At 48.9% G+C, this 12755-nt stretch carries 20 protein-coding genes; 3 read left to right on the forward strand and 17 right to left on the reverse strand.

What is annotated here, in order from left to right:
• Positions 1-209 precede the first annotated feature (209 nt).
• The 7 genes from GEAM_RS21265 to GEAM_RS21295 form a co-directional block, all read right to left on the reverse strand.
• Positions 210-452, reverse strand: a complete 243-nt coding sequence (locus tag GEAM_RS21265; protein ID WP_034795794.1) for a hypothetical protein — start codon at positions 450-452, stop codon at positions 210-212.
• 114 nt (positions 453-566) lie between these two features.
• Positions 567-1091 carry a lysis protein gene (locus tag GEAM_RS21270; protein WP_034795797.1) on the reverse strand — a complete coding sequence of 175 codons (525 nt, stop codon included), beginning with the start codon at positions 1089-1091 and terminating at the stop codon, positions 567-569.
• Positions 1088-1720 (reverse strand): glycoside hydrolase family 19 protein, encoded by a 633-nt coding sequence (locus GEAM_RS21275; RefSeq protein ID WP_034795800.1) that lies wholly within the window; start codon positions 1718-1720, stop codon positions 1088-1090. The genes GEAM_RS21270 and GEAM_RS21275 overlap by 4 nt, the downstream gene beginning before the upstream one ends.
• Positions 1717-2004, reverse strand: a complete 288-nt coding sequence (locus GEAM_RS21280) for a phage holin family protein (protein WP_034795801.1) — start codon at positions 2002-2004, stop codon at positions 1717-1719. The genes GEAM_RS21275 and GEAM_RS21280 overlap by 4 nt, the downstream gene beginning before the upstream one ends.
• Positions 1991-2371 carry a phage holin family protein gene (locus tag GEAM_RS21285; RefSeq protein ID WP_034795804.1) on the reverse strand — a complete coding sequence of 127 codons (381 nt, stop codon included), beginning with the start codon at positions 2369-2371 and terminating at the stop codon, positions 1991-1993. Before GEAM_RS21285 ends, GEAM_RS21280 begins: the two co-directional genes overlap by 14 nt.
• A gap of 77 nt (positions 2372-2448) precedes the next feature.
• A complete protein-coding gene (locus GEAM_RS21290) occupies positions 2449-3489 on the reverse strand; it encodes a DNA-methyltransferase (RefSeq protein ID WP_034795807.1) in 1041 nt (346 codons plus the stop codon).
• Between the two features lie 226 nt (positions 3490-3715).
• On the reverse strand, positions 3716-3940 hold the full coding sequence (locus GEAM_RS21295; protein ID WP_034795809.1) for a DNA polymerase III subunit theta: 225 nt from the start codon (positions 3938-3940) through the stop codon (positions 3716-3718).
• A gap of 187 nt (positions 3941-4127) precedes the next feature.
• Here GEAM_RS21295 and GEAM_RS21300 point away from each other — a divergent pair, with 187 nt between their 5' ends.
• Positions 4128-5279, forward strand: a complete 1152-nt coding sequence (locus tag GEAM_RS21300; protein ID WP_034795812.1) for a nucleoid-associated protein — start codon at positions 4128-4130, stop codon at positions 5277-5279.
• A complete protein-coding gene (locus GEAM_RS21305; protein ID WP_034795813.1) occupies positions 5272-6489 on the forward strand; it encodes a hypothetical protein in 1218 nt (405 codons plus the stop codon). Before GEAM_RS21300 ends, GEAM_RS21305 begins: the two co-directional genes overlap by 8 nt.
• Here the strand turns inward: GEAM_RS21305 and GEAM_RS21310 are convergent.
• The 10 genes from GEAM_RS21310 to GEAM_RS21345 form a co-directional block, all read right to left on the reverse strand.
• Complete coding sequence (locus tag GEAM_RS21310; protein ID WP_034795814.1) at positions 6486-6833, reverse strand: antiterminator Q family protein; 348 nt, start codon at positions 6831-6833, stop codon at positions 6486-6488. The genes GEAM_RS21305 and GEAM_RS21310 overlap by 4 nt on opposite strands.
• Before the next feature lie 14 nt (positions 6834-6847).
• Positions 6848-7870 carry a DUF968 domain-containing protein gene (locus GEAM_RS21315; RefSeq protein ID WP_034795816.1) on the reverse strand — a complete coding sequence of 341 codons (1023 nt, stop codon included), beginning with the start codon at positions 7868-7870 and terminating at the stop codon, positions 6848-6850.
• Positions 7867-8562, reverse strand: a complete 696-nt coding sequence (locus tag GEAM_RS21320; RefSeq protein WP_034795818.1) for a phage antirepressor KilAC domain-containing protein — start codon at positions 8560-8562, stop codon at positions 7867-7869. Before GEAM_RS21320 ends, GEAM_RS21315 begins: the two co-directional genes overlap by 4 nt.
• 14 nt (positions 8563-8576) lie before the next feature.
• On the reverse strand, positions 8577-8951 hold the full coding sequence (locus GEAM_RS21325) for a RusA family crossover junction endodeoxyribonuclease (protein ID WP_034795819.1): 375 nt from the start codon (positions 8949-8951) through the stop codon (positions 8577-8579).
• Positions 8942-9103 (reverse strand): hypothetical protein, encoded by a 162-nt coding sequence (locus tag GEAM_RS23305; protein WP_167333544.1) that lies wholly within the window; start codon positions 9101-9103, stop codon positions 8942-8944. Before GEAM_RS23305 ends, GEAM_RS21325 begins: the two co-directional genes overlap by 10 nt.
• Positions 9100-9639 (reverse strand): phage N-6-adenine-methyltransferase, encoded by a 540-nt coding sequence (locus GEAM_RS21330; protein ID WP_034795822.1) that lies wholly within the window; start codon positions 9637-9639, stop codon positions 9100-9102. The genes GEAM_RS23305 and GEAM_RS21330 overlap by 4 nt, the downstream gene beginning before the upstream one ends.
• A complete protein-coding gene (locus GEAM_RS21335; RefSeq protein ID WP_034795825.1) occupies positions 9636-10646 on the reverse strand; it encodes a conserved phage C-terminal domain-containing protein in 1011 nt (336 codons plus the stop codon). The genes GEAM_RS21330 and GEAM_RS21335 overlap by 4 nt, the downstream gene beginning before the upstream one ends.
• Positions 10643-10819, reverse strand: coding sequence for a DUF4222 domain-containing protein (locus tag GEAM_RS22915; RefSeq protein ID WP_072009944.1), 177 nt, complete (start codon positions 10817-10819; stop codon positions 10643-10645). The genes GEAM_RS21335 and GEAM_RS22915 overlap by 4 nt, the downstream gene beginning before the upstream one ends.
• Before the next feature lie 175 nt (positions 10820-10994).
• Entirely contained in the window at positions 10995-11528 is a 534-nt protein-coding gene (locus GEAM_RS21340) for a YmfL family putative regulatory protein (protein WP_084674157.1), read from the reverse strand.
• Between the two features lie 25 nt (positions 11529-11553).
• Positions 11554-11784 carry a transcriptional regulator gene (locus GEAM_RS21345; RefSeq protein WP_034795827.1) on the reverse strand — a complete coding sequence of 77 codons (231 nt, stop codon included), beginning with the start codon at positions 11782-11784 and terminating at the stop codon, positions 11554-11556.
• Between the two features lie 106 nt (positions 11785-11890).
• Here GEAM_RS21345 and GEAM_RS21350 point away from each other — a divergent pair, with 106 nt between their 5' ends.
• A complete protein-coding gene (locus GEAM_RS21350; RefSeq protein ID WP_034795828.1) occupies positions 11891-12481 on the forward strand; it encodes an XRE family transcriptional regulator in 591 nt (196 codons plus the stop codon).
• The last annotated feature ends 274 nt before the right edge of the window (positions 12482-12755 follow it).

A 12755-nucleotide genomic window follows, 5' to 3' on the forward strand; every position in this document is an offset into this window, starting at 1 on the left:
ACTAGCCGTTTCCCGCGAGCGCGCCGCCCCGTGGAAGGCCACCCCGCAGGGAGGACCCATTGAATTGATATAGTTTGAATGCTAACCAATTGGGTTGGAGTGGTGACAACAGCTCAACCTCTCACATTTGCTAAAGCGACAACATATTGCCCCTAATAAAAAAGCCACTAGCTTGTGCCAGTGGCTTGAATTGGTTGCGTTGGGGATTATTACTCTTCTGGTTCTTCTGGCTCGTCAAACACGTTTCGTGAAACATAAACACATTCCCCGACCGCCCAACCTTTCTTCTTCAAAATCTCGACAGGTGTGCTATCTGGAACATAGAAATAATATTCATACACCATGTCACCTGAATTCCCCGTGCTTTCCTGAAGGTCTTGAGGCTCCAGCGGGATAGAATCAAGTTCTTCATCGGTTAGATCTAGCTCAATTGCGAGTGCAGATAGTGACATAAATCCTCCTTTGTGATTGACAAGGAGAGTAAATCATCATCGACAAGGTTAGTCAACTTACTGTTTTTAAAAGTTTTTTTGACGAGTCCGTCAATTCAACATTATCACAGGCACTCAGTGAATGCCTGCTGTAATGCCTACCCTGCACTGCTTCACCACCTTGGTGATGTATCCCTGAAGGTACTGAATCACTTGGTCGTCTTTGATGGCGCTGGCTCGGAGATCGAGAACAGCCCGTCCACCAGCGTCAGAGAGTTCGACTTGTACTGCATCGCCCACGCTGCTGCCTCCGGTATTGTTGCTCCGGGAGAGCTGACAGGTTGCAAGGTTGGCGGAGGCGATTTGCACGCGGCGAGTGCCAGCGGCAACGTCAGCGCGAAGGGCTTCATTTTTTGCCAGTTCATTGGCTAATTCCTCGGTATGCTTCATATCTAACTCAGCTCCGGCGGCCTGCGCTTCAGCGGTGCGCTGGTTGGCGGCGGCCAGATCTGCGAAGGCTTTATCGCTGATCTTCTTCAGTGCAAGGGCGTGGGACTCTTTCAGGCTGGAAACGTCTTTATCCCAGCGCATGCCCTCAACCCACCACGTCACACCTGCGGCCAGCAGCGCGGCGACAACCACTAACGCTTTAACGTTCATTTCAACCCCAGCGCCTTTTGCGCCACCAGCAAGCGGGCCTGACGGTCTGGCAGCCCGTTGATGCCGCCGTTAATGCACTTCGTCAGCCCGGTGAAATCGCCTGGGTCTGCAAAGCGATTGCAGTTGTTGGCCTTCCAGAACCAGCCCGCCGACCGCGCCGCGTATTCGTCCTGCAATAGCAGATCCGGATCGCTGATAAGGTCGATGCCCAGCGCGCGGCCACAGGCGAGATAGTTGTCGAGGAACGTGATCTGCTTCAGGCCCCGGCCACGGAATTTATAGCCGTCTCCGGCAGCTTTGTTGCCGAAGCGATTCGCATAGGCCAGATTGGCAATAGCGCGCTGGCGCTCGAGCGATAACGGACCTTCCCCGTTCCGGCGGCCCAGCTGCTCACGTTGCGACGCGGTGAGGCGGTTGCCGAACACTGACAGGCCAGCAATCGAATAGTTGAACGACTCGGACAGCGTTATGAACCCGCCGGACTCAGTGCCGATCTGCGCGATGAATGCCCCCTGCCGCGCCGGTGTCGTGATGCCGAATTCGGTCATGGTAGAAACCAGATGCGGATACCAGCGCGCGGCTAAGTCGGCGCTAAGTGAAGCCGCCCGTTGAAATTGGTCTTTTGTCATTGTGGATGTCTCAGAACACTGAAGAGTTTGGCGACGTTCCCGCCAGCGCGGTATATCGCGATGCAGATGATGGCGTTAAGTGCGAACGACGCCCAGTGCGTGTTGTGGTAGTGATCGAACCAGAAGCGGATCGGCACACTGCCGTAAGCCAAGATAAGCAGGTAAGCCAACCAAGCGGCCCAACGCCGGTGCGTTGCCCCATTCTTTCGAAAGAAGCACAACCGGATCACCACCAGACTGCACAGCACAACGTTCGAGATAACAAGCGGGTCATTTAGTACCATTTTGCCCCCTCCACCGATCAATCAGTGATGTTGGGTTCTTTGCCCGGTTGCTGGCGAACGTCAAAAGCTGAACCGCCAGTGCGGAGATGATCACCGCGCCCAAGGCATCCAATGGTTTATCGGGATAGTTGAGCCACGCCGCTAACTTTGCGCCAGCGACACCAGCACCAAACAGGCCGCACAGGAACGACACGCCGAAATATGAGATACGTCGCCACGCTGACAGGTCTACTGCTGATGTGACATAGAACACAGCCCCAGCAAACGCACCGAACACAACGCCGTAATCAAGGCCAGTGAACCACCCAAACACACCGACCGTAGCGAGTGCTGCTGAAGCTGCTGTTGCTGATACAGGCTCAGACATTGATAAACCCCTTATCGCTGTTGTTGTCCTCCATCGAATCGAGGGCATAAAAAAGGCTGCACTGGGCAGCCTAGAAATTATTCGGGGAAAATCTCTCCCCATGTTTGTTTAAACCTTTCTTCTTCAAGCTCTACACCAAGAGCGTATCGCCCAAGCTTGATCGCTTCTTTTATCGTGGAGCCTGACCCCATGAAGAAATCAGCAACTACATCACCGGGCTTGCTGCTGGCATTAATGATGTCGTGCATCATCTCCGCTGGCTTCTCGCAGGGATGTTTGCCGGGATAGAACGGTACAGACTTGTACTTCCATACGTCTGTGAAAGGCACATCTGCTGAAACGCTGAATACTCGGCGCAAAGATTTGTGCTCTTCCACGAGCTCCGAGTATTTCTTCGAAAGGGTTTGGTACGTTTCGATCAGCTGGTGGTGCGGGATGTCCAGATCATGCTTTGCATGCTTCTCACGAGCTATGCGCTCGAAGAGCTGCTGGAGTTTTAAATAGTCTCCCTCGCTAGGAAGTTGCCACTGGCTTTCACTGAACCAGTGTGAAGCCATTTGCTTTCCAGTGGCTTCGTGAATGTCCTTTGCCGAGACGTCCAGCGCTTTGCGCGCATTCTTGAAATAATCCACCAGCGGCTTTAGCGTGTTTTTCCGCTGCTCTTGCTGTTTAGCCTGATAATTAGACCGCTTCCCTCGAAATGGCCCGCTGTAATGCTCTGCAAAGAGAACTCTTTCTGTCGCGGGGAAATATGACCGCAAGCCCTCTTTATGCTGGAGATTCCATGGACCGGATGGTTTGGCCCAAATGATGTGGTTCAAGACCTTAAACCGCTCGCGTATTAGCAATTCGGTGTCAGCGGCCAAGCGTGAACCACAGAACACATACAGGCTGCCCGAGGGTTTAAGCACTCGCCAAAACTCTGCAAACATCTCATCGAGCCAAGCCAGATAGGCGGATTCGCCAGACCACTGATTATCCCATTTGCATTTCTTAACCCTGAAATAGGGTGGGTCTGTTGCTATCAGGTCGATACAGTCATCGGGTAACGTTTTGATGTACTGAAGAGAATCCGCGCATACAATATTTATACTGTTTAAATTCACAGTGTTTTTCATAGATCAGAGTCGCCGTTTTTGGTAGGCTCCATTTGCTGTGTGCACATCAGCAATGGGCCTCGGTTCGCTCGTGACCAACTAACGGGTGAATGGCGTGCACGATGTTACCAGCATCATGTACGCCGCCCATTCCACAAACATTTTAGCCCCGGCCATTGCTGGGGCTTTTCTTTGAAGTAAAAAAGGCCGCCCGGAGGCAGCCTTAGAAATTTGGATTTGATAATTGTTACGGAGCTTCTGGCTCCATCTTGCCGAGCTGATTTTTCAAGCTTCGATAGTGGGCCAGTCGCTCACGGAAGTATTCCCGCAGATGTTCCGGCTGTTCACGTTCTACTTGCTCAGCGATGATCGGCATGTTGTAGCGTTCTTTAAATGCAACGCCACCGGCGGCCAAATCTACGTTGACCTTGTCCATTTCATCCTTGGGCAAGTTAGCGAGGTTATATGACATTGGTCTCTCCTTTTTGGAGAGTATAGCCCTAAAACAACAAAACCCCGCCGGAGCGAGGTTTCTACACTTTCTAAGCTTTGTGACTACGTGACCACTCTTAACACATTACAACAACTTTTGCGTACGCGTTAATATTTTATTACTCTCAGTAATACACAGTATTCTCATAAAATGGATAGAACAAAAAATGAGCAAGTTATCTATAAAACACGTCATTGTTCATGAATTAATCAAGGAAGCACAAAAAGATTTCGACCACTCAAATCGTTACAACCTTCGCGATACAGAGTTGGATAAATCCAACGCGATAGTACAAAAATTAGTTGATGGTGTTGTCGATTTATATGGGTCACGAGGTAACTTAGCACATCATGGGGTATTCAAGAGTGATCCTACTCTATGTGGACCAGTGCCTGATCTCTTCAATACCTACCGCTCTGTTACTCCTTCGAATACAGTGGATTTTATCAACATCTCGAAACAAATCATGATGCAGATGTATAAGGAAGCAAAAAATCAAACCTGGTCTTCCGGTGGATATGTAGTTTTTACGGATTATGAGTCTCAGGGTCTGCGTTATCTTTTAGTTACTATGATAAAGAAAAAAAATGGCGTAACTATAAGTGAAAACCTTAATCCCGAAGAAATGATTCATTTAGAGCTTAATTACATAAATCAGGCTGCGAGAATTAACTTTCAAAAGTATCACGAATACTCTGTAGCTGATGATATTAAGAAAACTGAAATTAGCTATCTTAGTTTCATAAGTAAGACTAATGGGCAATCCGCTTCAGCATATTTTATAGCTGCTCTTGGGTGCGATAAGGGGATAGCATCTGCTGGTGCCACAAGAAAACTACCAACCGAGATTAAGAAGTTTTTCAAGAAACACCCTGAATTAGCACCACATGCTGAAGAGTTTAAAAATAAAATAATAAAATACCTCGAGAAACAATATGAATCAAAAATATCGGCAAGCTTATCAGATGTTGAAGCCAAAGCATTTGAACAGTTATCGTTTTTGAACGATGATGAAAAACGAGATAACCTTTTGGGGAAAATGATGCAACACTTAAATAGTGAAGGAGTTGGTATCCCTTCCGATTTTGTTGTAAATAAAGGTTCCCTTGATAAACTTAGAAAGGTAATATATAAAAATCCATCGTATAGTTTTAACTTCGATAAAGAACTCTTGGGAGACAACGCAGATGCAAAAATATACTACAATGATGCAACAGGAAACCTTATTTTTAACAACCTCCCAGAAGAGGCAAAAACTAAAATAAGGTCTGCCTTAAAAGAAAAAAAACCGGTGAAAGGTGAGAAAAAGAGTGAATAGTCTAAGTAGTGTCGTGGAGCTGTATAGACTGGCTAATCGCCCTGAATTTATCGATGGGAGATTTTCTGCATCTATACGTTATTCGAAAGAACTAAAAAATACACTTGAGTCTATTCTTTCTGAGGGCTTTAGATTCGGCAGCTTTGATGATTTAAATGTCGATGATGAAGAGTTTTATTGCATTCAAGACATCCCTGCTAGTGGCAGTTTACTAAACTTCGAATTTTTAGTCAGCCAATCCAGTGCCGAAAGCTTTTACGAATCAGAAAAAGAATTTATTAAAATAAATAGTCTCATGCGTGGTGAAGTTCCAGAACAATACTACATTGTTGATCTTGATTACTTATCAAGCGAACAGGGAAAACCGACATCAATAAAGAAAATTGAAGCCATCTGTGGCTTGATAACATCCCTTTCAAAATTATCACATTTTCATGATATGAAAAACAGTGGCCATGGTAATTTCTATAGACTTGTTTTTGTGCTTCACTCGGAGTCAAAATCATCTTCAGCAGTAATTGAAACATTACTATCAGAAGAGATGTTGGAATATGAAGAAATAAATACAAGCTTAATAAATTCCTTGGCCTCAATTAAACCAGCGTCCGATTTCCACTATGATGAAAAAGTAAACACCTTTAGAAATACACTCATCGAATATATTAACTCATCGGAAATTACTTTCAAGGAAATTATTAAAAATTGGGGGTTAATAACCACTTTATATAGCAATAACCTTGCTGTATACATGTCTGCTTTTTCGTTTCAAAAAGCAAGGAAAGAAGTTGCGGAAACTGAAATAGAATATGCGGATAAAATATCAAAAATTACAACAGAAATCGCCAATAAAGCTTTAGCAATACCAATCTCATTAGTAGCCTCAATCGCAATATTTCAGCTAACGGGTAAGATTGAGATTTCTATAACATTTTCTGGCTTGGTGATTGCTAGTATTATAATATCACTTATAATAATATCTCAACAAAAACAACTAAACAGAATATCACATGCTAAAGACATTGTTTTTTCATCAATTGAAAAAAAAATTCAAGATGATAACTCTGATTTAAAAATAAGATTAATAGAAGCCAAGGAAGAACTAAAGAGCAATGCAGAGTTTTGCAATATGGTTTTAAAATCCCTAATGACAATAGCCTGGGTGCCAGTAGGAATAGGCACCCTTGGGCTTTTGTACCGTTTAATTAGTTAACCTTCGAGTATTGCTAACACCCCATTAATAAATCCAATGGCTGTCTGCAAGTCTTTTCTAATTGTTCCATCCGAGCATTTTTTTTGCTTTGCTATCGCCCTCAAAGATACTCTGAAAACAAAGTGTAATATAATTAATTCATATTCTTGTGCTCTGTATTTTTTTAATCTGGCTACACAACCGTCAACCATAACTCCTTCATCATCATTACACTGTATCCTCGACTTTGAGGTTTGAGGTAAAATTCCCTTAAAGCCAGCAGCAATTGGTGAAAAGCTCAGACCGCTATTCTCGCTTGCTGCCCATGCGCCCCAAAGTTCTAAAGTCTCATGAATATCACGCATTATTCTCTCCACACTTATTTTGCTTTGCCCGTAGCGATTACACCCATCGCCAGCGCGCTGTCCATTGTCCGCATAGCCAGAAGTAACTGGCTGCCATTCTCTTCTTCCCACTCGGCCGTATTCGCATGGAGCCTGTCGTGACACTGCCTGCACAGCGGTATCACGAACATGTCATGCGCTTTTGTCCCCATACCGCCGAAGCCATTACCGGTGATGTGGTGCGGATCGTCGGCCTGATTACCGCATCCGCAGCACGGCTGACGCTTAACCCACTGCGTGTACTTGGCGCTCTCCCAGCGGCGGCGCTTCGGTCGCAGCATGAAGGATTCCGGCGTCTCCGGGTCAATGGCAACGTGTAGAACTGCCTTAACCGGCTCAACGCGCTCTTTCAGCACCTGAACAGGATGCGCCTCCGGCGCAATGTCCGACTCGCGGCCAACCGACTTAATCGGCTTTTCTGGCTGCCAGCGCAACGCGTGGCGCGCGGCATCGTAGGGCATCAGGTCAACCAATCCCCGCAGCGTGGCCCACCAGCACAAGTCATAGAAGCTCAGCTGGTGGCCTTCCGACAGCTTCAGCTCTCTCACGGCGCTTACGACAATAAACTCAGCGCGGTTACGGTCGGCCAGCCTGTCCAGCTCGTCCAGAATGTGCTCTCTGAATTTGTTTTCGTGGTGCCAGCACAGGCGGACGCCGCTGTGGCCATATTTAAGAGTGTCCATTTCCTTGGTGTGGTACTTATCGTCGCTGCGCGTCCACTGGCAGGTCATGATCCGTTTTAACCAGTCTCTCAGCGCCCACTCGCCGCCAGCAGCGTTCAATACCCGCTCATTCATGAAGAAATCTTTCAGGCGCTGATCATCCACCAGCGAATGAATGACATCCGGTAGTTTGCCGTCTGGCTGGTCCGCCAACTCCGGTGGAACCGTAGAAACGAGCAGCTGCTTTTGGTCGAACAGCCACATTAAGTCTGTACCGGGCGTAAATATGCCAACACCGGCGGCGCGCTGGGCGTAGGGCTTTAGTAATGCTCTCACGCTGCGTTCTCCTGTTTCTTGCGCTGGTAGTCTGCCCAAAGCCCGGCAATCCACTGAATCCCCTTTGGCGTAAACCGCGCCTGCCGGAAAGCATGCTGGCTAACTTGGCTGGTGCCAGTCTTCATTTCGAATCTGCCTGTTTCCATATGCACGCTATAAGGCGTGTACTGCCCGTCCTGCCGGTACACAATTTTTTCCTCAACCATGAACAGGCGGAATTCCGGCTCCTTGGCCTTCAGAAGCTTGCAGACTGACCGAAATCCCATTGAACCTTTAGCGTCCACGTACCGATCGACAAATTCAGCCTTCGGTGCGACCAGCGCCAGCTGAGATTCCAGAGCCTGTTTCTCATCGGCGAGATCCGCAGCAAGGCGCAAAGCCTCCGGCAGTGTCTGCGGTACCAGACTCTTGGATTCCAGTTCCTGCCACCGGTCCACAACCGCGGCGGTAAACTCCGGCGAGAGGCGCGCCACAAGAACCAGTGAATCACGCTTATTGAACCAGTATTCTTGGTACTCCTGCCCGTTCTGCTCGTGCAAATAGGGGGTGTGCGCCAACGGCGCGCTTAAAACTCCACCAGTTACTAAACGTTCAGCCGACCGCTTCACATCGCCGTGCTTACTCTGCACCAGCGCGGCAATCTCTCGGCTCGACATCGTTACCACTTTTCCGGACAGCAAACTGTTCGACATAATTACCCCACACGTTAAACCGGCTGCACACCGGCTGGTTTGAAATCGATGATCCGTACTTCTGCTTTTCCCTCTTTCGTTAACTCTCCCCATTCAACCGTCATTCTCTTCACTTGGCTGTCGTCCGCCCAGACCCCGGCATGCGTCAGGCTGTCAAATAGCGCCTTCTGGAAGTTATCCAGATCCCGGCGCGCGCGGGTCGGCGGAAACAGCACGACGTGAACGTCTAATTCGGCGGTCAGCGGCTTAGGCTTGCGTTTGAGTTGCTCATAAACGGCGGCTACAGCGTTTGTACGGTAAACCCTGCCGCGTGCGCTGATCAGCATGCCTTTGCTAGTGGCGCGCCAGTAGCCGTTAACACTCGGCGGGAATGGCAGGATCAGCTGCATGCAACCTCCCCCGCCTTAATGAGGCTGTTCAGCACAGCATCTGCATGTTCCCGCGCCGCGGTGTAATCCAAGGTATGCAACTCACCCGTTGCGGATTCAGCCAGTAACCAGCGGTTATAGGCATCAAGCCAGATTTTCTGGAATTCGTTCACGCTGCCACCTCCTGCAAATAGTCAGCGCCAATACTCAGCAGCACGTCGCGACACACTGTCGTGAACTGTCCACGCGGCTTGATAAAAGGACGCCAAATAACCAGCATGCTGCCCTTGCTGTTGCCGTTCTTGCCCGGCTTGCCGGTTCCGGCATTGATAAACGACAGTCGGCCCTCAGTGATAAACCTTATTTCGTCGGCGGTGGCCAGTGCCTGAGCAAACCAACCTGTCGAGGTGTCGGCGGGCAGCAGCATAACTACGGGCTGATTTTGGACGTGGCACTGCTCGGCGGCCTTCTCTACCCATGGTGTGATTGCGCTGTACGGCGGGTTGCACCAGATGGCGCCGTAGCTTTCCCACTCGGTGGCCAGCGCATTATCGGCTTCGGACAGGTACCGGGCGCACAGCGCGTTCTGGTCGTCGGCAGCTGCGTCCAAGTAGAAGCCAAATTCCAGATCCAAAGCGGTGAACACTTCCAGCGGCGTCTGCCAGCGGTCTTTGTGCTCTACCGGGGTATGACTAGCGAATTCATTCATACTGCGGTCCCCTGCTGCTGGCGCTGTGCGCAGTCCTTCCAAATGCGGTTCCAAGTGCTTATCGCGTAATCGCTACGCATGCCACGGACACTCGCCTTGCTGGCTTCGGCACAAACCTGCTTTTCCAAATCGCTTGGCGCTTTGGTTCCGGCGACGCCGCTGATGAAACGACGGTAAGCCATGTCGCGCTCTGTCGTATCAACGGACACGTCACCGCCGCGATCCCACTTCCCATTTTTGCGGGCGGGACGGCCAGCGCGCTTCCAAGCGTTTGCACCTTCCAGATAGCCGGGGAATTTCAAAGGCTGGAACAGCGTAGACGGTCGCAGGTATTCGGCCATTTCTAGATCGCCGCCCCACTTGGCATGCATGTAATCAACCGTCAGCTGCTGCTCTTCAATCGTGAAGCCTTCGCGCAGTCTAGCCCGGATGTTATCCAGCGAGGATTTGCTGACCTGATAGCGTGAGCCAGTGATTTGGTTCAGGTAGTTCAAGACCTGTTTAGCCTGATCAGTAATTTCAACCTCGGCGTCGGTCTGCGCAGCAGGCTGACAAAGGGTTTTAATATCTGATGGATCTTGTTTTGAATTTACTAACGGATCCCCCCCAGATTCTGGCGGGTGAAAACCGGTATTCGTGTTGGATTTTGATGCATCAGATTTTGAACGGTCAGAATTTGATGTGTCAGATTTTGACGTGTCAGAATCTGACGCCTCAGCAGCAGCGCGCAGCTTGGCGATGTTCAACTGGTACATGTTCGATGTGTTGCGGTTTCCCTTGCGGCGCTGGGTGCTGCTGACCCAGCCGTCGGCCTCAAGTTTGCCAAGCGTGGTGCGCACGGTACTTTCACCGGCACCCAGCTGGCGGGCAATGGTTGCAATAGACGGCCAGCACAGGCCCTCGTCAGAGCTAAAGTCAGCGAGGCGCGCCATAATGGCCACCGCCGATATTTTTAAACCGGCAGCCGCGCAACCATCCCAAACGTATGCGGATAACTTAACGCTCATAGAATCCTCGTGAACCTCTTACGGAATCTCTCAACTGGATAGGCGCATTCATGCTCATACCCTTCTCGCATGTAGATGACTCGTTCGCCGGGTCTATCAAATCCCACGACGTGGACCAGAACGCCCCGCCAATCTTTGTAACGCCTGTCCAGCTTTTGGATTTCTTCTGACATGCGTCCACCTTCTTACGCTGCGCGGTCACATAACCTACCCAACGGACGGCGAACTGGTAGTTGCACGGCACCCAGCTGCCACCTATCATCACTTCATACGAGAAAGAGCCACAGGTACTGCTAGGCACTGCCACACAGCGCATTTGCGGTATCCCAGCTTTTACGAGTAAACTGTTCATGCGTTATCTACTCCACACTGTTTAGTTAATGCACCCGAAGCCCCGAGCTGCACACTTGGGGCTTCAACCTTTCCGGCCTTCGACTTCTTGCTGAATAGCGCAATCACCGCCCGAACCTCTGCATCACGTGCCGCCAAGTGGCGCTGGTGATACGTCATGATTTCTGCGGCTTCTGCCGAATCAATCACGCCATCTTCAAGTGATGCCTGAATAATCATGTCGACGTGGCCACGATGCGCCGCTGTGCGCATGCTCCGGCTGAACAACTCAACCTGATCCAGTTCATCCAATTGTGGGATGTCCACGAACAGGCCACCGCGGCGCTGGGCGAAGTACTCAGCCAAGAAACTGGTACCGCTCAGATCCTCGATTGCTTCCAGCTCAGTCACTTCAAAAAAACGACAGCCGTTTTTCTCGTACAGATTGTTGTTGAACTGCGTTTCAGTCATTCCCAGTCCACCAGCCATTGCAGACCGACCGCCGGGGAAGGCTTTGCACATCGCTTTTACTGCTGTTTTGATGTCTACCATTTAGCTTTTCCTTCGGTAGTTAAAATCAAGCGGCCGATGCGCTAGGATTTGATGGCTCTGAACGTTCCAAAGAACTCAGAATTTCAGCCACTGTGACCTGTCCATTCGATGCACTTATGATTGCGGGGATATACTGAGAACGAATACCTCCGCCATTCAGCCACTTACTCACAGCTGACTGGTCAACACCTACCTTGCGGGCTAACTCCTTTTGAGACCCAGCGGCAGTGATGGCCTTTTGGATAATGCTGTTCATCTCAAACTCCTATTACCTAAAGAGACTTGATTATGACCCAAGTAATAGACTTAATCAATTACACCGGTAATTTGACTGCCAATTACTTAGGTAATATTTTCATCGCATGAAAACACTATGTGAAAGACTGCATATCGCGATGCAGAGGAACGGGGTTACTTCTCAAAGTGAGCTGGCAAGATTGTCAGGGGTAAACCAATCCATCATTTCCAAAATCCTGACGGGTAAAAACGAAACCTCGAAGTTCTCGGGGAAGATTGCCGCTGCGCTGGGGATTAGTGCTGACTGGTTGATTAATGGATCAGGCAGTATGGAAGGTAATGACACAAATCTTGAAAAAGTGGATGTTTCACGTTTGATTTCAGTGTGGAACGAGTCCGGCATTACGGATGACGTTATCTCATGGCCTGACGCTATGCCGGATAATTTCAGAGCATACGTAATACGTAAAAACACTGGTATAGATAAGGTTCCAGCGGGAGCAATTGCTCTTGTTGACCCCTCTCTAAGGCCGGGAAATGAAGACTTGGTTATAGCCAATATTCGTGGGGAAATTTCAGCCTATCGTTTTCTTGATGGGGGAACGGAACATGGCTTCCTTGGTGTGGACAATGACCGGGTTCCTCTTTTCGAGGTTAAAGATCCCTCCTCAATTATTGGCGTTATTGAGCAAATCCTCATTCGAAAATTACGGTAATAGGTGACCTTTTCAATATCAACCACGCTTTTGCCGTAATCCCCATTCCCCTCTCGTTTTAGCAACACGCCCATACTCATAAAGCCATTCCTTATCTCGGATGAGCGGTAACGCTATTTACCGCCCAACAAAATACTGTATATCCATATAGTATTTTATTGACCTTTTCAAAGATAACAAAAAAAATTGTGCCATCCCTCAACCAATTATTACCAATGTAATAACTTTTTGAGGTTTCGTGTTGACTTGAGTTATTACCCAAGTCATAGTTAGT

The organism is Ewingella americana ATCC 33852 (assembly GCF_000735345.1).
Taxonomy (GTDB): Bacteria; Pseudomonadota; Gammaproteobacteria; order Enterobacterales; family Enterobacteriaceae; genus Ewingella; species Ewingella americana.